This is a genomic window from Vibrio sp. S12_S33 (assembly GCF_963889785.1).
In the GTDB taxonomy this organism is placed as follows: Bacteria; Pseudomonadota; Gammaproteobacteria; order Enterobacterales; family Vibrionaceae; genus Vibrio; species Vibrio aestuarianus.
This window is the reverse complement of the sequence record NZ_CAWPQZ010000001.1, coordinates 179,037-200,255: the sequence shown is the minus strand read 5'-3', so window position 1 is coordinate 200,255 and position 21,219 is coordinate 179,037. Positions and strand designations below refer to the sequence as shown.

At 43.4% G+C, this 21,219-nt stretch carries 19 protein-coding genes; 4 read left to right on the top strand and 15 right to left on the bottom strand.

Annotated elements, in window-relative coordinates; genetic code table 11:
- Positions 1-3 precede the first annotated feature (3 nt).
- From rlmH to leuS, 5 genes are all read right to left on the bottom strand, one after another.
- The gene (gene rlmH, locus AACW06_RS00830) at positions 4-474 is read right to left on the bottom strand and encodes a 23S rRNA (pseudouridine(1915)-N(3))-methyltransferase RlmH (RefSeq protein ID WP_053310274.1); all 471 of its coding nucleotides are present in this window, start codon (positions 472-474) and stop codon (positions 4-6) included.
- Between the two features lie 3 nt (positions 475-477).
- Complete coding sequence (gene rsfS / locus AACW06_RS00825) at positions 478-795, bottom strand: ribosome silencing factor (protein WP_192073604.1); 318 nt, start codon at positions 793-795, stop codon at positions 478-480.
- Positions 796-858: 63 nt separating this feature from the next.
- Complete coding sequence (gene holA / locus AACW06_RS00820) at positions 859-1,884, bottom strand: DNA polymerase III subunit delta (protein WP_192073603.1); 1,026 nt, start codon at positions 1,882-1,884, stop codon at positions 859-861.
- A 9-nt stretch (positions 1,885-1,893) separates the two neighbouring features.
- Positions 1,894-2,514, bottom strand: coding sequence for an LPS-assembly lipoprotein LptE (locus AACW06_RS00815; protein ID WP_192073602.1), 621 nt, complete (start codon positions 2,512-2,514; stop codon positions 1,894-1,896).
- A 182-nt stretch (positions 2,515-2,696) separates the two neighbouring features.
- Complete coding sequence (gene leuS / locus AACW06_RS00810) at positions 2,697-5,270, bottom strand: leucine--tRNA ligase (protein WP_192073601.1); 2,574 nt, start codon at positions 5,268-5,270, stop codon at positions 2,697-2,699.
- A 122-nt stretch (positions 5,271-5,392) separates the two neighbouring features.
- Here leuS and AACW06_RS00805 point away from each other — a divergent pair, with 122 nt between their 5' ends.
- Positions 5,393-5,863: a zinc ribbon-containing protein gene (locus AACW06_RS00805; RefSeq protein ID WP_168522939.1), complete on the top strand. Its 471-nt coding sequence runs from the start codon at positions 5,393-5,395 to the stop codon at positions 5,861-5,863.
- 73 nt (positions 5,864-5,936) lie between these two features.
- On the opposite strand, the gene lnt is transcribed toward AACW06_RS00805, so the two are convergent.
- The 5 genes from lnt to miaB form a co-directional block, all read right to left on the bottom strand.
- Positions 5,937-7,445 (bottom strand): apolipoprotein N-acyltransferase, encoded by a 1,509-nt coding sequence (lnt, locus tag AACW06_RS00800; protein WP_192073600.1) that lies wholly within the window; start codon positions 7,443-7,445, stop codon positions 5,937-5,939.
- Between the two features lie 45 nt (positions 7,446-7,490).
- Entirely contained in the window at positions 7,491-8,366 is an 876-nt protein-coding gene (corC, locus tag AACW06_RS00795) for a CNNM family magnesium/cobalt transport protein CorC (protein ID WP_053310267.1), read from the bottom strand.
- Positions 8,367-8,458: 92 nt separating this feature from the next.
- Positions 8,459-8,923: an rRNA maturation RNase YbeY gene (gene ybeY, locus AACW06_RS00790; RefSeq protein ID WP_192073599.1), complete on the bottom strand. Its 465-nt coding sequence runs from the start codon at positions 8,921-8,923 to the stop codon at positions 8,459-8,461.
- Positions 8,920-10,020 carry a PhoH family protein gene (locus AACW06_RS00785; RefSeq protein ID WP_053310265.1) on the bottom strand — a complete coding sequence of 367 codons (1,101 nt, stop codon included), beginning with the start codon at positions 10,018-10,020 and terminating at the stop codon, positions 8,920-8,922. The genes ybeY and AACW06_RS00785 overlap by 4 nt, the downstream gene beginning before the upstream one ends.
- A gap of 69 nt (positions 10,021-10,089) precedes the next feature.
- On the bottom strand, positions 10,090-11,514 hold the full coding sequence (miaB, locus tag AACW06_RS00780) for a tRNA (N6-isopentenyl adenosine(37)-C2)-methylthiotransferase MiaB (RefSeq protein WP_053310264.1): 1,425 nt from the start codon (positions 11,512-11,514) through the stop codon (positions 10,090-10,092).
- A 255-nt stretch (positions 11,515-11,769) separates the two neighbouring features.
- Between miaB and AACW06_RS00775 the strand changes: the two genes are divergently transcribed.
- On the top strand, positions 11,770-12,921 hold the full coding sequence (locus AACW06_RS00775) for a 2-octaprenyl-3-methyl-6-methoxy-1,4-benzoquinol hydroxylase (protein ID WP_192073598.1): 1,152 nt from the start codon (positions 11,770-11,772) through the stop codon (positions 12,919-12,921).
- Between the two features lie 114 nt (positions 12,922-13,035).
- On the opposite strand, the gene crr is transcribed toward AACW06_RS00775, so the two are convergent.
- The 5 genes from crr to cysZ form a co-directional block, all read right to left on the bottom strand.
- On the bottom strand, positions 13,036-13,545 hold the full coding sequence (gene crr / locus AACW06_RS00770) for a PTS glucose transporter subunit IIA (RefSeq protein WP_053310262.1): 510 nt from the start codon (positions 13,543-13,545) through the stop codon (positions 13,036-13,038).
- A gap of 105 nt (positions 13,546-13,650) precedes the next feature.
- Complete coding sequence (gene ptsI, locus AACW06_RS00765) at positions 13,651-15,375, bottom strand: phosphoenolpyruvate-protein phosphotransferase PtsI (protein ID WP_192073597.1); 1,725 nt, start codon at positions 15,373-15,375, stop codon at positions 13,651-13,653.
- Between the two features lie 139 nt (positions 15,376-15,514).
- Positions 15,515-15,772, bottom strand: coding sequence for an HPr family phosphocarrier protein (locus tag AACW06_RS00760; RefSeq protein ID WP_192073596.1), 258 nt, complete (start codon positions 15,770-15,772; stop codon positions 15,515-15,517).
- 301 nt (positions 15,773-16,073) lie between these two features.
- A complete protein-coding gene (cysK, locus tag AACW06_RS00755) occupies positions 16,074-17,042 on the bottom strand; it encodes a cysteine synthase A (protein ID WP_192073595.1) in 969 nt (322 codons plus the stop codon).
- A gap of 260 nt (positions 17,043-17,302) precedes the next feature.
- Positions 17,303-18,043 (bottom strand): sulfate transporter CysZ, encoded by a 741-nt coding sequence (gene cysZ, locus AACW06_RS00750; RefSeq protein ID WP_192073594.1) that lies wholly within the window; start codon positions 18,041-18,043, stop codon positions 17,303-17,305.
- A 242-nt stretch (positions 18,044-18,285) separates the two neighbouring features.
- On the opposite strand from cysZ, the gene zipA reads away from it, so the two are divergent.
- Both zipA and ligA read left to right on the top strand, forming a co-directional pair.
- Positions 18,286-19,122: a cell division protein ZipA gene (gene zipA / locus AACW06_RS00745; protein ID WP_192073593.1), complete on the top strand. Its 837-nt coding sequence runs from the start codon at positions 18,286-18,288 to the stop codon at positions 19,120-19,122.
- 60 nt (positions 19,123-19,182) lie between these two features.
- On the top strand, positions 19,183-21,198 hold the full coding sequence (gene ligA / locus AACW06_RS00740; RefSeq protein WP_192073592.1) for an NAD-dependent DNA ligase LigA: 2,016 nt from the start codon (positions 19,183-19,185) through the stop codon (positions 21,196-21,198).
- The last annotated feature ends 21 nt before the right edge of the window (positions 21,199-21,219 follow it).

Sequence of the window (21,219 nt, the reverse complement as noted above, 5' to 3'; positions counted from 1 at the left end):
TATTTATTCTCGGTGGTAAGGATGGTTCGCGGTAATGCTCCAAGCTCGATACAAACTCTCAGCCATAACCACTCGCACAAGAGGGTGAGGGAGAGTCAACGGCGATAGAGACCAGCTTTGTTCGGCTGCCGCTTTGCATGCAGGGGAGAGCCCTTCAGGGCCGCCAATCAAAATCGAAACATCACGAGCATCTAATTTCCAACTTTCTAACTGCCCAGCGAGCTGTTCTGTATCCCAGCGTTTGCCTGGAATATCGAGTGTAACAATTCGATTACCTTTTGGCACTGCCGCCAACATGGCTTCGCCTTCTTTTTGCAAAATTCTTGCAATATCAGCGTTTTTCCCTCGTTTTCCTGCTTGTATTTCAATTAGCTCTAGGGGCATGTCGTGCGGAAAGCGGCGGCGATATTCTTGAAAGCCTTCTTCGACCCACTTTGGCATTTTTGTCCCAACGGCGATCAGTTGAATTTTCAACGTTTAGCTCCAGAGCTTTTCTAGTTGGTACAGTTCTCGATGCTCTTCTTGCATAACATGCAGCATGCTGCTGCCCATGTCTAGGACCACCCATTCACCTTCAGTTTCACCATCCATGCCTAAAGGTTCAAGACCGACTTTTTTTACCTCGTTAGAGACGTGCTCAGCAATAGAAGCAACATGTCTTTTCGATGTGCCAGTGCAGATGATCATATAATCGGTAATGCTGGATTTTCCTTTTACATCCAATGTTTTGATATCTAGCGCTTTCATATCATCAGCTTTATCTGCAAGAAAGTCTTTTAATTCATGGTGTTGCAAAGGTGCTCTCCTATAAGAACAAATTTAAGGCGAAAGAAAAATGGAGCGCAGTATATCACGCTTTTAGGCCAACTTTGACAAACCTGATTGAGGTAAACAAAACTCAATACTGAGTTGCTGCAAGAGTGGCCAAGGTGAGGTGTCATACTGCGTTTTAGCCATGATTTCAGCTTGGCTGAGTTGTTGTATCAGTTGCTGTAATTTTACGCTCGATAAGCGTTTTAAACTGGCAGAATACCAAGGACGTTTTGATTGCCATATTCTGTGTTTATCAAAAATAGCGCCTAACGTCATCTGCGAGAGTTCTTTTTGCATTTGCAGCAATAATAAAAGCTCTTTTTGAAGACTACGAATAAGGATAACGCATTCTGTTTCTTCTGCGATCAATTGGCGCAAGATACGCTGTACTCGGTTCGCTTGCCCTTCTAATAAGGCGTCAATCCAATGGAATACAGTGAAGTGGTTGTGTCTACTGAGTGACTCTTCTAAACGGATCAAAGTCAGTTGGCCATCAGGATAGAGCAGGGCAAGTTTTTCTAAACTTTGCGCGAGTGCAAATAAATTCCCTTCATGCCACTGAGCGAGCATTTGAACCGCTTCTTTGTCCGGCGTTAGACCGAGAGCGCGGCAGCGCATCATGACAAATTGTGGCAATTTTTGCATGTCAGGCGTTAAGCAACTGACCCAACAACCTTGAGTTGAGAGCGTTTTAAACCATTTTGCACTTTCTTGTGCCTTGGTTAATTTTCCCCCAATGATGACCAGCAAAATATCGCCATGAAGTGACTCACTTAGCGAGAGTAACTCCTTGGCAATCGCAGCGTTAGCACCGGCTTCTGGTAACTCTATTTCTATGATCTGTCGACTAGAAAAGAGGCTTAGAGACTGACAGCAATCATAAACATCAGGCCAATTTAAATTGGAATCAGCAGCAAAGCGGTGGCGTTCCTCAAAACCATGCTGCTGAGCTTTTTTTTGAATAGCAAAGCGAGATTCTTGTAACAAAAGCGGCTCGTTGCCAAACAACAAATAGATGTTCACTAGTTGCTTATTTAGATGATCAGCCAATTTGTCAGCGAATATTCTCATTACCGTGACCTAGTTTGATTGATTGGTTGGGGCTAATTCGCCTTCAATCGTTTGTATATCGTACTGCTTTTCGATGGTTTGCATTTGTTCGTTTTCTTGCGCTTCAAGCATTATCTCACTGGCTGCAATGTTGGCTTTTAAACGAGCCATTTGACGTAAGATTTGGCTGGCGGCAACTTTACGCATTTCATCTTCGATCATATCGCGCTCTACGGATTTAGCGAGTGCTGTCAGTGGGTTATCTAGATAGCTGCGGGTAACGCTGGTCGAAAACACTTTTGTTCCTACATCAGGGACAGTCACGCGGTAAGAGGCGTTAAACGTTAACTCTTTTTCAGCCGCGCGAGTGTTTTGATATAAAGAAAGCGTCCGTTCTCCCACGCCTTCACTAAGTAGGTGTAAATTAGGTACATCTTTTGCTGGTGAGACTAGCTCTATTTCAGTCACGCGCAGTTGGTTTTTCACCATACGGGTAAAGGTGCTGTATTGGTCATAACTGGTTAATGACATTCTGTGCAACTCTTCGGGCACCGAGTAATCGCCACGAAGATGAAAACCACACGCTGAAAGTAGAGTCGTCAATGCGAGTACAGAGATTAACTTCAATGAGGAAGAAGGGATAAGGCGCATTAGATTTAAATTCTCATATGTTGTTTACTTATCTTAGTTTACCTCATCAGGTTACTTGTTTAAGAGCATTACTGGAGAGGAAATATTATGTAGTCAGATAAACTAAAATAAGTAAACAGGGTAGCGAGCCACCCTGTTTAATTTGCACTTATAACAAGCTAATCCATTACCGTGATAATGTCTTAGTTTGCTACGATGTTGAGCAATTTACCGGGTACGTAGATTACTTTACGAATCGTCAATCCATCGATAAATTTCATTACGTTTTCATCCGCTAAACCAAGTGTTTCAACCTGATCTTTGGTTGCGTCTACGGCAACTGTCAGTTTGCCACGTAGCTTGCCGTTGACTTGCAATACAATCAGTTTTTCATCTTCGACTAGTGCTGATTCATCGTAAGTGGGCCAAGTAGCGTTATCTACATTTGATTCACCGAGCGCATTCCACATTTCAAAACAGATGTGTGGAGTGATTGGGTAAAGCATGCTTACTACCGCTTTCATTGCTTCATCAAGAATAGCGCGATCTTGTGCTGACTCTTGTGGTGCTTTTGTCAGCTTATTCATTAGCTCCATGATAGCTGCGATTGCTGTATTGAAAGTTTGTCGACGAGCAATATCATCAGTCACTTTCGCAATGGTTTTATGTACTTCACGACGAAGCGCTTTTTGCTCACCAGAAAGTGTTGCGGCGTCAACCGCTTCTGCTGCACCTTTTGCTGTGTGTTCACCAACCAATTTCCAAACACGTTTTAGGAAACGGTTTGCGCCTTCAACGCCAGACTCTTGCCATTCCAATGTCATATCAGCAGGAGAAGCAAACATCATAAATAGACGAACTGTATCAGCACCGTATTTGTCAACCATCTCTTGTGGATCAATACCGTTGTTTTTTGACTTAGACATTTTGATCATGCCTGAGTGCTCAACGCTACGGCCTTGGTTATCAATTGCTTGTGTGATGCGACCTTTACCATCACGGTGAACTTTCACATCCGTCGGTGCTATCCATTCTTTAGTGCCTTTCTCATTGGTATGATAGAAAGCATCCGCAAGCACCATACCTTGACACAATAGTTGCTTGAATGGTTCGTCAGAAGTGACGTAACCAGCATCACGCAAAAGTTTGTGGAAGAAGCGTGAGTATAGTAAGTGCATGCACGCGTGTTCAATACCACCGATGTATTGATCCACCGGTAACCAGTAGTTAGCTTTTGCTGGGTCTAGAATATCATCTGCTTGTGGTGAACAGTAGCGAGCGTAGTACCAAGACGACTCCATAAAGGTATCGAAAGTATCGGTCTCACGCAGTGCTGGTTCACCATTGAAGGTGGTTTTGGCCCACTCTTTATCGGCTTTGATTGGGCTTGTAACCCCGTCCATAACTACATCTTCAGGAAGAATGACTGGTAGTTGATCTGCTGGTACTGAATGAACTTGGCCATCTTCAGTCGTCACCATTGGGATTGGTGCACCCCAGTAACGTTGACGAGATACGCCCCAGTCACGTAGGCGGAAGTTAACAGTCTTCTTGCCTTTTCCTTCAGTTTCTAGTTTGGCTGAGATTGCATCAAATGCTGCTTGGAAATTAAGGCCATCAAATTCACCTGAATCAAACAGAACCCCTTTTTCTGTATAAGCGGCGTCTGATACATCCACATCAGAACCATCTTCAGGTTTGATCACTGGAATGATATCTAAGCCGTATTTAGTGGCGAACTCATAGTCACGCTGATCATGAGCGGGTACAGCCATCACTGCGCCAGTGCCGTAATCCATCAATACAAAGTTTGCTATATAGATAGGTACTTCACGCCCATTGAGCGGATGGATAGCGGTTAAGCCAGTATCCATACCTTTCTTTTCCATCGTAGCCAGTTCTGCTTCAGCTACTTTCGTATTCTTACATTCGTCGATGAATGTGGCTAATGCTGGGTTATTTTGAGCTGCAATAGTCGCTAGCGGGTGACCCGCAGCGATACCCACGTAGGTTACACCCATTAATGTGTCTGGACGCGTGGTATACACTTCAAGATCTGAATGATCCTGAACGGCAAACTTAAGCTCAACACCTTCAGAGCGGCCAATCCAGTTACGTTGCATGGTTTTCACCATTTCAGGCCAACCGTCAAGTTTGTCGAGATCGTCCAATAGCTCTTGTGCGTAAGCCGTGATTTTGATGAACCACTGTGGGATCTCTTTTTGTTCCACAGGGGTATCACAACGCCAACAACAGCCATCTTCGACTTGCTCATTGGCAAGTACTGTTTGGTCATTTGGACACCAGTTCACTGACGAGGTCTTTTTGTAAACAAGGCCTTGTTCGTAAAGCTTAGTGAAGAACTCTTGTTCCCAACGATAGTATTCAGGAGTACATGTTGCGAATTCACGGCTCCAATCATAACCAAAGCCAAGAAGCTTAAGCTGATTTTTCATGTACTCAATGTTTTCATAAGTCCACGGAGCTGGCGCAGTTTTGTTTTTTACTGCGGCATTTTCTGCCGGAAGGCCAAAAGCGTCCCAGCCAATTGGCTGCATTACATTTTTGCCTTGCAGGCGTTGGAAGCGAGAGACAACATCACCGATGGTATAGTTGCGCACGTGACCCATGTGCAGTCGACCACTTGGGTAAGGAAACATAGAGAGACAGTAGAATTTTTCTTTATTTGGGTCTTCACTTACCACAAAGGTCTTGTTGTCATCCCAGTGCTGCTGAACTTTTTGTTCAATATCTTGCGGGTTATATTGCTCTTGCATCGATGATATCCGGTTATCTTGGAATTTGTGAGTTCGGTTAGAACAGATTCTAATTGATCAACATAGAATACCTAAAGCAAGGGTACACAACAATAGCCAATCTAGTTTGATGGAGGTCACTAATGCCAAAACGTAAAGCGAGTTATGAAGAGATTGTTGATGATGTGATAGAAACACTCAAACATAGCCCAGATGAAATATCAAATGTTTTGCATACATCGGGCAAAGTTGTTGATGCAGCGAACGATATGACCAAAGATGAGTTGGCGTTGATTTCGGCTTACGTTAAAGCTGATTTGAAAGAGTTCGCGGATAATTTTGAAGAGAGTCGAAGTAGCCCGTTTTCGTTGATGATCACAAACTCAATTTGGCAAGGGTTGCTAGATATTACTGATCGGACGAAAGTGGAATGGGTTGAGCTATTTCAAGACTTAGAACGACAAGGTTTATATCAAGCTGGTGAGATGATTGGTTTAGGAGTATTAGTTTGTGACCATTGTGGGCACAAAACGGAATACAACCATCCAACGGAAATTGTAGCTTGTATCCAATGTGGGAAAACTGCCTTTACTAGGTTGCCATTAAAACCATAATAGTGACGTGCTTTGGCTATCTGTGATTTCAAAGGCGCACTAAGCGCCTTTGTTTCATTTTAACTGAGCACTATTAGATCTTCCATCGCCACCCACAAAGTAAGCTTAAGAAGACCCAAATATACAAAGGCCAAGTTCCAATGGTTCGATAAGGAGTATGACCTGTTGTTGAGGTCAACTCTGTTTTAAGTACGCCAGTTTCAAACTGAGGCAGTTGTTTGAGGATGTTACCCTTATGATCCGTGACTGCTGTGACGCCGTTATTGGTTGAACGTATTAACGGCTTCCCTAGCTCAAGAGCGCGCATTCTGGCGATCTCCATATGCTGTAATGGCCCAATAGATCGACCGAACCAAGCGTCGTTTGATAGCGTTAAGATAAAGTCGGTATCGTCTGTGACGTTTGCTCGTACTTGCTCACTAAAAATGATCTCATAACAGAGCGCTGGAGTGAGGTGTTTCCCATTCGCTATGATATTAGGTTGAACATACTCTCCGCGATGAAAAGATGACATTGGTAAGTTAAAAAACGGAGCAATGGGCCTTAAGAATTTTTCAAAGGGGACAAATTCACCAAAGGGCAGTAGGTGATATTTGTGATAGCGCAGGGTTGGGTCATAGGTGTAATCACCATAAGGCGTGTCACCAAGCGTCAGTATGCTGTTATAAAATTCTTTCTCAGGTCCTTGGTTCAATATACCAGTAATGATTGCGCTGTTATTCATCTTTGCTGCGCTATCAAGGTTATGCAGAAAAGAGGGGATCTCAAATTCGAAAGCTGGAATGGCCGCTTCTGGCCAAATGATAATATCCGCATCCCAGTTTTCACGGCTGAGGTCGGTATATTTCATAATGGTTGGCCAACGTTGTTTGGGGTGCCATTTGACGGCTTGGTTGATATTACCCTGGATGAGTGCAATTTTGGTGGTTGAGCTAGGGTCTAGTGTTACCCAATCAATATTTCTTAAGCCAAAACCAGTGGTAAAGATAACCGCAGGAATAAGTAGCAGCGCCCATGCTCGTTGAAGCAATGTCATCGCGATAGCACTGGAACAAACGATAATGAGCAAAGTGATGAGCTCAACACCCCCTAATGGGGCAAAGCTGGCTAGGGGACTATCGATTTGGCTATAGCCTAACCATAGCCAAGGAAATCCGGTCATCACCCAACCTCTTAACCAGTCGGTGAGTAACCAAAGTGCTGGTGCGGCTAAGAAAAAACGAGCGAGATTATTTTTCGGGAAAAAACGGTTTAAAAGACCGGCAAATAACCCAGTGTAGATGGCTAAATATCCGACCAATAGTGACATCAAAAATAGGCTAGCGATTTTTGGCATACCGCCAAATGTGTCGATGCTGACGTGTACCCAACTGATACCAAAAGCGAAGAAACCTAACCCCCATGCATAGCCTATTACGGTGGCTTTTCTAGTTGATTGTTGGTTAATCAGTAGTAACAAGAGTACGGGGCTGATGATGACAAGTGGCCAAAATTGGTAGGGAGCAAAAGCTAAAGGGGTTAATACGCCAACAAAAGCGGCCGCTAACGGCCGCTTTAGGCGATGAATAAATGCTTTAATCATCTTTTGTCATTCTAATGTGCTTACTTCAGTAAGAATGGATATTGGTTATTCTTCTGTAGTGACAGGAAGAGTTTCAAGATCAGGTATGGTGACTTGTAGTTGAACAACTCTACGGCTGTCTGCTGCGGTGACTTTGAAACTATAGTTTTCGATCTCAACCACTTCACCACGGCTCGGTAAATGACCAAATGCAGTCATGACCAGTCCACCTACGGTATCGACTTCTTCATCACTGAAGTTAGAGCCAAAAGCATCATTAAAGTCTTCAATGGTTGTTAGTGCTTTAACCGCAAACGTATGCTTGCTGAGCTTACGAATATCAAGCTGTTCTTCGTCATCGAACTCGTCTTCAATATCGCCGACGATTTCTTCCAAAATATCTTCAATGGTTACAAGACCAGATACCCCACCAAATTCATCAACGACGATCGCCATATGGTAACGTTCTTCACGAAACTCTTTCAGTAATCGGTCAACTCGCTTACTTTCCGGCACAACCACGGCCGGGCGAATCACTTCTAAAATGTCAAATGGTGCGCTTTCTGAACCCAAATATTTAAGTAAGTCCTTCGCAAGTAGAATGCCTTCAACATGGTCTTTGTCTTCACTGATAATCGGATAACGTGAGTGCTGAGCGTCTGTAATTAGCGCGATTAAAGCATCCAAGTTAGCATTTTTATCAACAGTAACCATTTGTGAGCGTGGAATCATAATATCTCGCACGCGCATCTCAGAAATCTCCATCACACCTTCCAACATATCACGGGTGTCATGGTCGATTAGGTCATTTATTTCGGAGTCGCGGATGACATCTACAAGCTCTTGGCGATCTTTTGGCTCACCTTGAAATAATTGGCCTAGGCGTTCAAAGAAGGACTTTCTACTCGGACCTTCAGAATTCTGGGGGTTATCTTCGTTCATTGTTTCTCTAATTATTCACGCTATCAGATGTGTGATAGCACACATATTTATACCTGCCAGTCAGGTACAGCTTAAAAGCAAGAGCTTTAAAGCTATTCTTTTTCTGCAATGTATGGGTCTTCAAAGCCCATATCAAGCATGATTTCTGTTTCGAGAGACTCCATCTCTTCAGCTTCGTCATCTTCGATATGATCATAACCTAACAGATGCAGGCTGCCGTGTACAACCATATGCGCCCAGTGTGCCAACAATGGCTTGTTTTGCTCTTGGGCTTCTTGTTCTACCACTTGGCGACAAATAACGAGGTCACCGAGCAAATCGATTTCCATTCCCGGCGGTGCTTCAAAAGGGAAAGAAAGCACGTTGGTTGGCTTATCTTTTCCACGGTATTCGCGATTGAGTTGCTGACTTTCTTGGACATCAACCACACGAATAGTCACTTCCGCTTGAGTTTGAAATGGTGTTACCGCTTTATTGAGCCACTGGCTAAAATCATTAAGAGTAGGTAAACCTTGTTCTGATTCGACCGCTAATTGTAAATCTAGTTCGATACTCATTGTTCACCAGTCGTTTTTTCAGTTTCTAACAATTCAGCGTTTATCGTGTCGACGACTTTTGCTTCGCGTTCTTCTCGTCGACGTTGCTCATTAGCTTTTCGTTCTTTTTGATCTTTCGCTTCCCATTTTTCATAGGCATTGACGATACGTGCTACGACAGGGTGACGAACGACGTCGTCGGCAAGGAAGAAGTTGAAACTGATTTCATCGACTTCATTGAGTACTTCAATGGCATGTCTTAGGCCAGAACGAGCACCGCGAGGTAAGTCAATTTGGGTGACATCGCCGGTGATCACGGCGCGAGAATTAAACCCAATCCGAGTCAAAAACATTTTCATCTGTTCAACGGTGGTATTTTGGCTTTCATCCAAAATAATAAAAGCGTCGTTAAGCGTGCGTCCACGCATGTAAGCGAGCGGAGCCACTTCAATCACATTACGCTCAATCAGCTTTTCTACTCGTTCAAAGCCGAGCATTTCAAACAAAGCGTCGTAGAGTGGTCGCAAATAAGGGTCAACTTTTTGGCTTAGATCTCCCGGTAGAAAACCCAGTTTCTCGCCAGCTTCAACTGCAGGCCGAGTCAGCAAAATTCTGCGAATTTCTTGGCGTTCAAGCGCATCAACGGCTGCGGCAACGGCTAAGTATGTTTTCCCTGTACCGGCTGGCCCAATCCCGAAACTGATGTCATGAGTGACCATGTTAACTAAGTACTGAGCCTGATTCGGTGTGCGCGGTTTTATGACACCTTTTTTGGTTTTAATGAACACTTCTTTACCATGTTCAATGACCGCTTCCGAGTTTTGTTCAAGGATGCCTGATTCTTTGATCGCTAAGTGGATTTGTTCAGGCTCGATGTCGGGAATATTACCGTGGACAGGTGCGGTATCAACGTATAAAGATTTAATAATATCTAAAGCCGCCGCCGCGGTATGAGGCTGGCCGACAATGGTGAAAAACTGGCTGCGATGGTTGATTTCGACACCTAAACGGCGCTCTAAATGCTTGATGTTGTCATCGAATGGACCGCACAGACTGGCAAGGCGGCGGTTATCTGAAGGTTCTAGATCTATCTCTAGCGTCACAATTTTATTGCTCAATGTTGCCTCTCAGTTTGCCATTTAATAGCACCCGATTTGGACCGGGTGCCATATGGAATTATTGTAAACCTAAGGTGTAAACGTCGCTACCCCTAGCTCATCTTCACGACGAGTCTGCGCCATCATTTGAGTAGGAGAAATCATGGTGCGAAGGTCCATATCTTTTTCTGTACGCACTAATTCACCACGTAGTGAGTTAGCAAATACGTCTACGATCTTCACATCAACGAATTGACCAATGAGATCGGCAGAACCTTCAAAGTTTACAACGCGGTTATTTTCTGTGCGCGCACGCAGTTCCATCAAGTTCTTTTTCGATGGGCCTTCAACTAGAACGCGTTGCTCAGTACCAAGCATTAACCGTGAATAACGCATGGCTTGCGCATTGACCGTTTGTTGTAGTTCGTACAGACGCTCTTTTTTAACTTCTTCAGACAAATCACAAGGATAGTCAGCAGCAGGCGTACCTGGGCGTGGAGAAAAAATAAAGCTGAAGCTCATATCGAAATCAACGTCTTTAATTAGCTTCATCGTGTCTTGGAAATCTTTGTCACTTTCACCTGGGAAGCCAACAATGAAGTCTGAGCTAATTTGAATATCTGGACGAGCTTTACGCAATTTACGAATGATCGATTTGTATTCAATCGCGGTGTGTGGGCGCTTCATCATGGTCAAAATTCGGTCTGAACCACTCTGTACTGGAAGATGCAGAAAGCTCACTAGCTCTGGTGTATCTTCATAAACAGCAATGATGTCATCGGTAAATTCAAGCGGATGACTGGTTGTGAAGCGAATGCGATCAATACCATCAATCGAAGCGACCAAACGTAATAGTTCTGCAAAAGAGCAGATTTCGCCATCGTGCATTGGGCCACGATAGGCATTAACATTCTGACCAAGTAGGTTGACTTCGCGTACACCTTGCTCAGCAAGTTGGGCGATTTCGTACAACACGTCATCCATTGGACGGCTTACTTCTTCGCCGCGAGTGTATGGCACTACACAGTAAGTGCAATATTTTGAACAGCCTTCCATGATAGAAACAAAAGCGGTCGCACCGTCTGCTTTTGGCTCTGGTAGACAGTCAAATTTCTCAACTTCAGGGAAGGATATATCCATCACCGGCCCGGCGTTGGTTTGTGATTGTTTAATCATTTCAGGTAAACGGTGTAGCGTTTGTGGGCCAAAAATAACATCAACGAATGGCGCTCGTTCACGGATATGATCGCCTTCTTGTGTTGCTACGCAACCGCCAACACCAATCACAACGCCCTGTTTTTTATCTTTTAGCGTTTTCCAACGACCTAGTTGGTGGAAAACCTTTTCTTGCGCTTTTTCACGGATTGAACAGGTGTTAAGTAATAGTACATCTGCTTCCTCTGGCTCTTCCGTTAGCTCATAGCCGTTTGCAGCGTTAAGCAGGTCGGCCATTTTTGATGAATCGTATTCATTCATCTGGCAGCCCCAGGTTTTAATTAGCAGTTTCTTACTCATCTCACTTCCGCTCATTTTGTTTGTCTAAATTCGTTGAGCTATGCTCAAATTATAGCCGCCATCTCAGCGGTAGCCGCGTATTGTACTGCTTTAAAAAGTCACTGACTAGTGATCCTGCGAAATCTATTCTATACAAGGCTGTATCTAGGGTTTTGCCATATTTTTAATAAGGTTTTTGATGAAAAAAATTAGCAAAAATGTCTGAGGAACGTACAATGAAAAACAGCCCAAAAATCAGAATGAAAAGTGTAAATAATGGATAATTTTGACGTAGTGATCGTTGGTGGTGGCATGGTAGGTGCTGCTGTTGCGCTTGGTTTTGCTAAACAAGGACGCACAGTCGCGGTTATTGAAAGTTGCATCCCTGAAGCATTTGATGCTTTGCAAGCCTTTGATCTGCGTATTTCTGCTATTTCACAAACATCGGTTCAGCTATTGGAGTCTTTGGGGGCTTGGGAGTCTATTGCTCGCATGAGAACATGTCCATACCGTCGTTTAGAAACCTGGGAGCACCCAGAATGCCGAACGCGATTTAATAGCGAGGATTTAGCCTTACCACAGCTTGGTTATATGGTTGAAAATAGACTCATACAGTTGGGGTTATGGCAACAGTTCGAACACTATTCAAACCTAACATTACTTTGCCCTGAGAAGCTAGAACGTATTGATTTTGATGAGCTTAACACTGTGCATTTGCAGTCAGGAAAATCACTCAAAGCCCAGTGGGTGGTCGGTGCTGATGGGGCCAACTCCAAGGTACGCCAACTTGCTCATATTGGTGTCACGGCTTGGGACTATCGCCAACAATGCATGCTTATCAATGTGGAAACCGAAATGCCTCAACAAGATATCACCTGGCAGCAGTTTTTTCCTTCAGGACCTCGTTCATTTCTTCCTTTGCTCGGTCAGCAAGCTTCTTTGGTTTGGTATGATTCTCCAGCGCGCATTCGTCAACTATGTGCCTTGGACGCAGACGCGCTCAGAGGTGAAATATTATCTCACTTTCCACAAGAGCTAGGTGATATCAAGGTGTTGAAGTGGGGGGCGTTTCCTCTTACTCGGCGTCATGCTCAGCAATACTCCAAACGACAATGTGTTGTGGTCGGTGATGCGGCACACACTATCAACCCGTTAGCAGGGCAAGGGGTGAATCTTGGCTTGAAAGATGCCAAGGTATTATTGAATGTTATTGAAGGAAAAGCTCGATTGTCTGATGACTTGCTGTATGAGTATCAATGTCGACGTTACCCAGATAACTTGTTGATGCAAACGGGAATGGATCTGTTTTATAAGACATTCAGCAACCACGTTCCGCCAGTTAAGCTGCTTCGTAATGCGATATTGAAGTTGGCAGAGCACTCAGGTCCAGTTAAAGGTCAAGTATTGAAATACGCTTTGGGGCTTTAGATCTTTATCATAAAGAGCGTGAAGCTAAGTTTAGGATGTCATGAATTGAATACAACAAAAAACGCTGCTCAAAAGCAGCGTTTTTTTACATAACAATGGCGATAACCAATAGGGTTACTTAGTTACGCGTAGAACTGGAGTTTCACCTACAGTTACAGAACCAGAAAGTTTGTTCAACTCTTTGATTTCGTCCATGTTAGAGATAACAACTGGAGTCAAAGTTGATTTTGCTTTCTCTTCTAAAAGCGCTAGATCGAATTCGATTACAGTATCGCCAGCTTTAACAGCTTGGCCTTCTTGTGCAATGCGAGTGAAGCCTTCGCCTTTCAGTTCAACAGTATCGATACCGAAGTGAACAAATAGCTCAACACCATCGTCAGACTCGATTGAGAATGCGTGGTTTGTTTCGAAGATTTTACCGATGGTACCATTTACAGGAGCTACCATCTTATTACCAGATGGTTTGATGGCAATGCCATCACCAACGATTTTCTCAGCGAAAACAACATCTGGCACATCTTCAATATTTACGATTTCACCAGAAAGAGGTGCGATGATTTCGATTGCACCCGCATCTGCGCTGTCGTCAGATACTAGCTTTTTAAGTTTGTCAAACAGACCCATTGTGTCATGCTCCTAACGTTTAGTTTAATTCTGTCGATTTATAGTATACCAATCATTGAGATTAGACGACTACTTTTAGTCGTCTAGGTCATTGGTATCGGCAGATTATTGAGTTTTTTCTGCGATGAATTTGTCTACGCAAGCTTCAATCTCTGCAGCAGTTGGAAGAGAAAGTGCTTCTTCAGCCATTGCTTTCACGTCTGCAAAGTTTGAATTACGAATGACTTTCTTCACTGTCGGGATAGAAATGCCGCTCATAGAGAACTCGTCAAGTCCCATACCTAATAGCAGAAGCGTTGCGCGTTCATCACCTGCGAGCTCGCCACACATACCAGTCCACTTGCCTTCAGCATGAGATGCATCGATAACTTGTTTAATCACCGTCAGTACTGCTGGTGATAGTGGATTGTAAAGATGAGAAATCATCTCGTTACCACGGTCAACCGCTAACGTGTACTGAGTCAAATCGTTAGTACCGATAGAGAAGAATGACACTTCTTTCGCTAAGTGATGAGCGATAGCTGCGGCAGCTGGTGTTTCAACCATGACGCCGATTTCGATATTCTCGTCGAAAGCAAGACCTTCAGCACGAAGTTCTGCTTTGTACTCTTCGATTGCACTCTTAAGTTCACGAATCTCTTCAACAGAGATGATCATTGGGAACATGATGCGTAGTTTGCCGTGAGCAGATGCACGTAGAATACCACGTAGTTGATCTCGGAGAATTTCACGGCGATCTAGGCTAATGCGAACGGCACGCCAACCCAAGAATGGGTTCATCTCTTTTGGTAGATCCATGTATGGCAGATCTTTATCACCACCAATATCCATGGTACGGATAATAACCGCTTCACCGTGCATTGCTTCTGCAACTTCTTTATAAGCTTGGTATTGCTCATCTTCAGTTGGTAGGGCATCACGATCCATGAATAGGAATTCAGTTCGGTATAGACCGACGCCTTCACCACCATTACGTAAGATACCATCGCAGTCTTTTACGGTACCGATGTTACCGCAGACTTCAACTTGATGTCCGTCTAGTGTAATCGCAGGGAGGTCTTTAAGTTTTGCTAGCTCTTCTTTTTCAGCGGCAAAGTCATCACGAATTTTTTTCACTTCTTCAAGCTGTGCTTCTGAAGGATTAATGATGATTTTGTTGTTCATAGCATCAAGAACAAGCATATCGCCATTTTTCACTTTTTTAGTGATGTCGTTAGTACCAACAATCGCTGGAAGTTCAAGTGAACGAGCCATAATTGAAGTGTGAGATGTACGACCACCAATATCACAAACAAAGCCCAACACGTAATCAAGGTTGATTTGTGCAGTTTCAGATGGTGTTAGATCGTAAGCAACAAGAATAACTTCTTCGTTGATATCGCTAAGTGAAACGATATTGATACCAAGAGCATTCTTAACGAAACGAGAGCCGATATCACGGATATCTGTTGCACGTTCTTTTAAGTACTCGTCATCAAGAGATTCGAGTGCAGCAGCTTGTTCTTCGATCACGGTATAGATCGCGTTATCTGCATGCATTTTGTCATTTTTGATGAGTGCTAAAATTTCTTCTTCTAGCTCTTCATCTTCAAGCAACATGATGTGGCCTTCGAAGATGGCTTCTTTTTCTTCACCAAACGTTTCAAGTGCTTTTTGTTTAATCACTTCTAACTGAGCAGAAGCTTTGTTACGTGCATCATAAAAACACTTAACTTGATCTTCTACTTGAGCTTCTGAAATAGAGTGAGTATTTAGGACAATTTCATCTTCTTGAAGTAGCAGTGCTTTACCGAAAGCAATGCCTGGAGATGCTAGGATGCCTGAAATCATAGCCTTACCTTAAATTGGACAACTGTAAACGGGAGGGTGTGTACTATTGCGCTAACGATAATTAATAGCCCAAAGTTTAGTCTATTTCCAATAAAGCCACTTTGTTTTCACAAAATGGCTTTGAAAATAGAGGACCGGATTAGTGTAGTTGGTCCATTAGAGCTACTAGGTGATCTACCGCTTGCTGAGCTTGAGGGCCTTCAGCAGAAATAGTCACAACAGTGCCTTTTACTAGGCCTAGTGTTTGAAGTTTGAAAAGGCTTTTAGCACTTGCGCTTTTGCCATTAGAAGTCACAGTGATGTCAGCATCGAATGCTTTAGCTTCTTTAACGAACTGCGCAGCAGGACGAGTGTGAAGGCCGTTTTCTGCAGTGATTTCTACTTGCTTCTTGTACATGTTATATACCCCAATTGATTTATTTTTTGTTAGTTTCTCAACCAGAACAGCTTAACTGCTAATTGACGATTCTGCTAGTGCATCGACGTCGTTTACGTGTCAGAACTGATACTGGTCTAAAATAGTACAATCGCGATTTCAATCTATGTTGTCGTTCGCCATTGTTCTGAAATACGTTTCTGACTTCTTTATTTTGAAGCTTAAAATAAAACGTTACTGATATTACCAAAGGAGAGGCAGGGATCAACAAAAAAGCCCCTGAACGGGGCTTTTTTAAACGAAAAATTGATTTGACCACATATTACTGCTGGTTCTCTTTCTCGGTAAATATACCGGCAAATAGTGCGGTGCTTAGATAACGCTCACCAGAACTTGGGAGTATGGTAACAATAGTTTTCCCAGCAAATTCAGGTAGTTCTGCTAATCTATTGGCCGCGACAACAGCAGCTCCAGACGAAATTCCAGCGAGAATACCTTCCTCTTCCATAAGACGTTGTGCCATAGCAATCGCTTCGTCAGAAGTGACAGGTTCAACACGGTCAATTAGAGATAAATCTAAGTTTCCTGGAATGAAACCAGCGCCGATACCTTGGATTTTATGTGGAGCCGGCTTGATTTCTTCACCTGCAATAGCTTGTGCTATGACCGGTGACTCGGCAGGTTCAACGGCAACAGAGATAATCGCTTTGCCTTTTTCACCTTTTATGTAACGACTTGTTCCAGTCAATGTACCGCCTGTGCCCACACCTGCGACAAATACATCAATTTCGCCGTCGGTTGCATCCCAAATTTCAGGACCTGTGGTTTTTTCGTGAATTTGTGGGTTTGCAGGGTTATTGAATTGTTGCAGCAGCAAGAATTTCTCTGGGTTACTTGCCACGATTTCTTCGGCTCTAGCGATCGCGCCTTTCATACCTTTTGCAGCTTCGGTTAATTCTAAGTTTGCACCTAAAGCTTTCAATAATTTGCGGCGCTCTAAGCTCATTGATTCTGGCATAGTTAGGGTCAGTTTATAACCGCGGGCTGCCGCAACAAACGCAAGGGCAATGCCGGTGTTACCACTGGTTGGTTCTACTAGTTCAACACCAGGTTTTAGAGTACCTGCTTTCTCCGCTTCCCAAATCATGTTCGCGCCAATACGACATTTAACACTGAAGCTAGGATTGCGAGCTTCAATTTTAGCAAGCACTTTGCCATTACTGACTTTGCTTAGGCGAACTAAAGGTGTGTTACCAATAGTTAAAGAGTTGTCTTCGTAGATTTTGCTCATTGCGATATTCCTTTATTACACACGTTAATGTCTGTTAGATAAGTAGGACACGGGAGTGGATACAGAAAGAAGGATATGTGTTAACCCTGAAACGTAAAAGGATTAAAAAGTTATAAGTTATATATCCTTCCTACTTGAAGTTGCGACGACGTTGATTCCTCCATCACATAACTTGCGTATGCAAATGAGCTCTCACTTAAGTGCAACTCCAAGGTGTTTAGAGGGTTAGGTAAACCAATCTATCTCGATTGGAGCTTGTTTTAACATGGTTTATTCTTAAATTCGGCAACCCACATAGCGGTTGCACCACAAACTGCAACAGGCATAACAATTAAGTTAAGAATAGGAATGGTCGTAAACACCGACACCAAAATACCAAAGCTATAGGCTTTACCCTGTTTTTGTTTCAAATTGTGTCTCATTTGATCAAAGCTAATTTTATGGTTGTCAAAGGGGTAGTCACAATACTGCACGGCCAACATCCAAGCAGTGAACATAAACCATAGTAGGGGGCCGATGGTTTGTCCTAACGCTGGGATCAACAACAATAAAAACAAGCCAATCGCTTTTGGTAGCGTATAAATTAACTTACGCCATTCGCGAGCAAGAACTCTTGGAACATCTTTAATGACAGACATCAAGCCATCATCATTAACGGGTGCGCCAATAAGCTTTTCTTCTACCTTTTCGGCAAGTAAACCATTAAACGGAGCCGCGATAAAGTTCGCTAGCGTGCTAAAAAAGTATGAAAACGTAGCTAAGATAGTAATCGCTAATAATGGCCAGAGGATATAACTTAGCCAAGATAGAAAGTCTGGTATTTGGCCGATCAACTGGGTAATCCAAGTATCCAAATGGCTGAATAGATAAAAAAGTGCGCCACCAACCAAAATAATATTGGTGAGTAAAGGGAGTAAAACAAAACGACGAATTCCCGGGGTAAGAGCCAGTTTAATCCCAAAGAAGAAGTAACCAAAGCCAGAGCGTTGTTGATGTGTCATATCATTTCCAATACAAAATTTTATCAATTAATAGCGTGAAAGCTATTCTACTCAACCTATCGAAGAAGAAAAGCGTGGTGAAAATCACATCATGTATGGAACTTCTCACATTAAGTTGTTCTAAATCGGTACTAAGTTTTGGTAAAGTACTTGAATAGACCGAATAATCCACCTTGGTGATACGTTTAGTTCAGCGATATACAGCAACGAACAACAATACATCGAGAAACTGAGAGTGAAAAATGCAGGAATTGAGATTCGTACTCATCATTGTTGGCGCGCTAGCGATAGCCGCTCTACTGTTCCACGGCCTTTGGACCAGTAAGAAAGAAGGGAAATCGAAGTTTGGTGACAAGCCTCTCGGGAAAATCGATGTTGATCACGATGATTCCGTCCCTTCACCACAACGCTCGTTTGCTCCAGAAGATGATTTTGAGATTATCCGAAAAGAACGTAAAGAGCCTGACTTCAGTGAAGCAGTTGATCCATTAATTGATGGTTATCCTGAAAAGATGGTTGTAGTAGATACTATTGATGAGATTGAGGATATTCCTTCAATTTCCGTATCAGAAGCACCACAACAGCATTCGGTTCCTAATCAAGAGGCTGTTCATATTGAGCAAGAGAGCCAAGAAGTTGCAGAAGAACAACCAGCAGATATGGAAGTGCTAGTACTTAATGTACATTGCGCAGCAAATGAGCCTTTCGTCGGTACTAAGCTTTTTGATAGTATGCAGCAAAATGGCTTGCTCTACGGTGATATGGATATATTCCACCGTCACGCTGATCTTTCAGGGACAGGTAAAGTATTATTTAGTGTTGCTAATATGATGCAACCAGGCACACTGGAGCATAATGATCCTGCTGATTTCACTACACAAGGTATTTCATTTTTCATGACTCTGCCATGCTACGGTGAAGCGGACCAAAACTTTAAATTGATGCTCAAAACCGCGCAACAAATTGCCGATGATCTTGGCGGTAATGTGCTTGATGACGCTCGTAACCTGATGACTCCAGACCGCTTAGCAGCATACCGTCGTCAGATACAGGAATTTAAAAATGCTCGTAGCGCGTAAATAAAAAACAGACCACTAAGGGCTCCTCGTCGGAGCCTTTTTTCATGATCCGAGAGAATTATGACTCAAACAATTCAAAACCAATTAAATCAGTTACGTGAAACGCTTCACTACCATTCGGTACGTTACTACGTTGAAGATAGCCCTGAAATTCCAGATGCAGAGTATGACCGGCTTATGCGTGAGTTACTTGAGTTGGAAGCTCAACATCCTGAACTCATTACTTTAGACTCACCAAGCCAGCGAGTCGGTGGTAAGCCTCTTGATGGATTTGAGCAAGTTAAACATGAAATACCGATGCTATCTTTGGATAATGCGTTCGATGATGATGAGTTGGATGCTTTCCACAAGCGCATACAAGACCGCTTAGCTACGACTGAGCTAGATGCGTTTTGCTGTGAACCTAAGCTAGATGGTTTAGCGGTAAGTTTATTGTATGAAAATGGTGTTTTGATCCAAGCTGCAACGCGTGGCGATGGTACGACAGGAGAAAACATTACAGAGAATGTCAGAACTATCAGCGCGATTCCTCTGAAATTACAGGGGGAAGGGTGGCCTACTCGCCTAGAAGTGCGTGGAGAAGTCTTTATGCCCAAAGCTGGTTTTGAACGTTTGAATCAACAAGCGCTAAAAACGGGTGATAAAACTTTTGTTAACCCTAGAAATGCTGCGGCAGGCAGTTTAAGGCAGTTAGACTCCAAAATTACGGCAAAACGCCCGCTTAATTTTTATGCTTACAGCGTGGGGGTTGTGGAGGGGGTTGAATTGGCATTGAGTCACTATCAACGCTTTTTGCAATTAAAAGCATGGGGTTTGCCTATGTCTCCTGAGACACGCTTGGTGAATTCGCTCGATGAAGTCAAAAGCTATTATCAAAGTATTTTAGCTCGCCGTGAACAGTTAGCTTACGAGATCGATGGCGTGGTCATCAAAGTGGATGATATCCAAGCCCAGCAACAATTGGGCTTTGTTGCTCGAGCACCACGATGGGCGATTGCGTATAAATTCCCTGCGCAAGAAGAGATTACTGTACTTAATGATGTTGAGTTCCAAGTAGGACGAACCGGCGCGATTACACCAGTGGCTAAACTAGAACCTATTTTTGTGGGCGGGGTTACCGTTAGTAATGCCACGTTACACAATGCCGATGAAATTGAACGTTTGGGGGTCAAAATCGGTGATAGTGTCACGATTCGTCGTGCGGGGGACGTGATCCCGCAAGTGGTCTCCGTTGTTTTAGACCGACGTCCTGCATCAGCAAGAGATATTATTTTCCCCAACCGCTGCCCAGTATGCAGTTCAGAGATTGAACGTGTTGAAGGGGAAGCCGTGGCTCGCTGTACTGGTGGATTAGTTTGTCAGGCCCAGCGTAAAGAAGCGCTTAAGCATTTTGTATCACGCAAAGCGCTGGATGTTGATGGATTAGGTGTTAAAGTCATCGAGCAGTTGGTTGATAAAGAGATGGTAAAAACACCCGCCGACCTTTTTCGACTCAAAGCGGGGCAGTTAACTATTTTAGAGCGCATGGGGCCTAAATCGGCGCAAAACGTTGTCAATGCTTTAGAAAAATCAAAACTCACTACTCTCGCTCGCTTTTTGTATTCTCTCGGTATTCGTGAAGTAGGGGAGGCCACGGCTGCAAATTTAGCTCTGCATTTTGAAACTTTAGGCAATATCAGCCAAGCGACATTTGATGATCTACTTGAAGTTCAAGATGTAGGTGTAGTTGTTGCGAGTCACATCACTTCTTTTTTTGAGCAAGATAAAAACAAAAAAGTCATTGAAGAATTAATGGAGTTAGGTGTTCAGTGGCCAAGTGTTGTAAAGCCGAGCGAGGATAGCGTTCAACCACTTTTAGGTAAGGTTGTTGTATTGACAGGAAGTTTATCTCAGTTGTCAAGAAGTGATGCCAAGGCTGCTCTGCAAGCTCTGGGAGCAAAAGTGACTGGCAGTGTTTCCAAGAACACAGATATATTATTTGCTGGTGAAGCGGCAGGCTCTAAGCTGGCCAAAGCACAAGAACTTGGCATTGAAATTCGCACTGAGCAAGATTTACTCTCCATGATGGATACCTAGCCTTTCATTTTATCCCTGTAT

Excerpts from the sequence above, each read along its gene's own strand:
- holA (WP_192073603.1), bottom strand. The coding sequence starts at position 1,884 with ATGAGAATATTCGCTGACAAATTGGCTGATCATCTAAATAAGCAACTA.
- AACW06_RS00815 (WP_192073602.1), bottom strand. The coding sequence starts at position 2,514 with ATGCGCCTTATCCCTTCTTCCTCATTGAAGTTAATCTCTGTACTCGCA.
- leuS (WP_192073601.1), bottom strand. The coding sequence starts at position 5,270 with ATGCAAGAGCAATATAACCCGCAAGATATTGAACAAAAAGTTCAGCAG.
- AACW06_RS00805 (WP_168522939.1), top strand. The coding sequence starts at position 5,393 with ATGCCAAAACGTAAAGCGAGTTATGAAGAGATTGTTGATGATGTGATA.
- lnt (WP_192073600.1), bottom strand. The coding sequence starts at position 7,445 with ATGATTAAAGCATTTATTCATCGCCTAAAGCGGCCGTTAGCGGCCGCT.
- corC (WP_053310267.1), bottom strand. The coding sequence starts at position 8,366 with ATGAACGAAGATAACCCCCAGAATTCTGAAGGTCCGAGTAGAAAGTCC.
- ybeY (WP_192073599.1), bottom strand. The coding sequence starts at position 8,923 with ATGAGTATCGAACTAGATTTACAATTAGCGGTCGAATCAGAACAAGGT.
- miaB (WP_053310264.1), bottom strand. The coding sequence starts at position 11,514 with ATGAGTAAGAAACTGCTAATTAAAACCTGGGGCTGCCAGATGAATGAA.
- AACW06_RS00775 (WP_192073598.1), top strand. The coding sequence starts at position 11,770 with ATGGATAATTTTGACGTAGTGATCGTTGGTGGTGGCATGGTAGGTGCT.
- crr (WP_053310262.1), bottom strand. The coding sequence starts at position 13,545 with ATGGGTCTGTTTGACAAACTTAAAAAGCTAGTATCTGACGACAGCGCA.
- ptsI (WP_192073597.1), bottom strand. The coding sequence starts at position 15,375 with ATGATTTCAGGCATCCTAGCATCTCCAGGCATTGCTTTCGGTAAAGCA.
- AACW06_RS00760 (WP_192073596.1), bottom strand. The coding sequence starts at position 15,772 with ATGTACAAGAAGCAAGTAGAAATCACTGCAGAAAACGGCCTTCACACT.
- cysK (WP_192073595.1), bottom strand. The coding sequence starts at position 17,042 with ATGAGCAAAATCTACGAAGACAACTCTTTAACTATTGGTAACACACCT.
- cysZ (WP_192073594.1), bottom strand. The coding sequence starts at position 18,043 with ATGACACATCAACAACGCTCTGGCTTTGGTTACTTCTTCTTTGGGATT.
- zipA (WP_192073593.1), top strand. The coding sequence starts at position 18,286 with ATGCAGGAATTGAGATTCGTACTCATCATTGTTGGCGCGCTAGCGATA.
- ligA (WP_192073592.1), top strand. The coding sequence starts at position 19,183 with ATGACTCAAACAATTCAAAACCAATTAAATCAGTTACGTGAAACGCTT.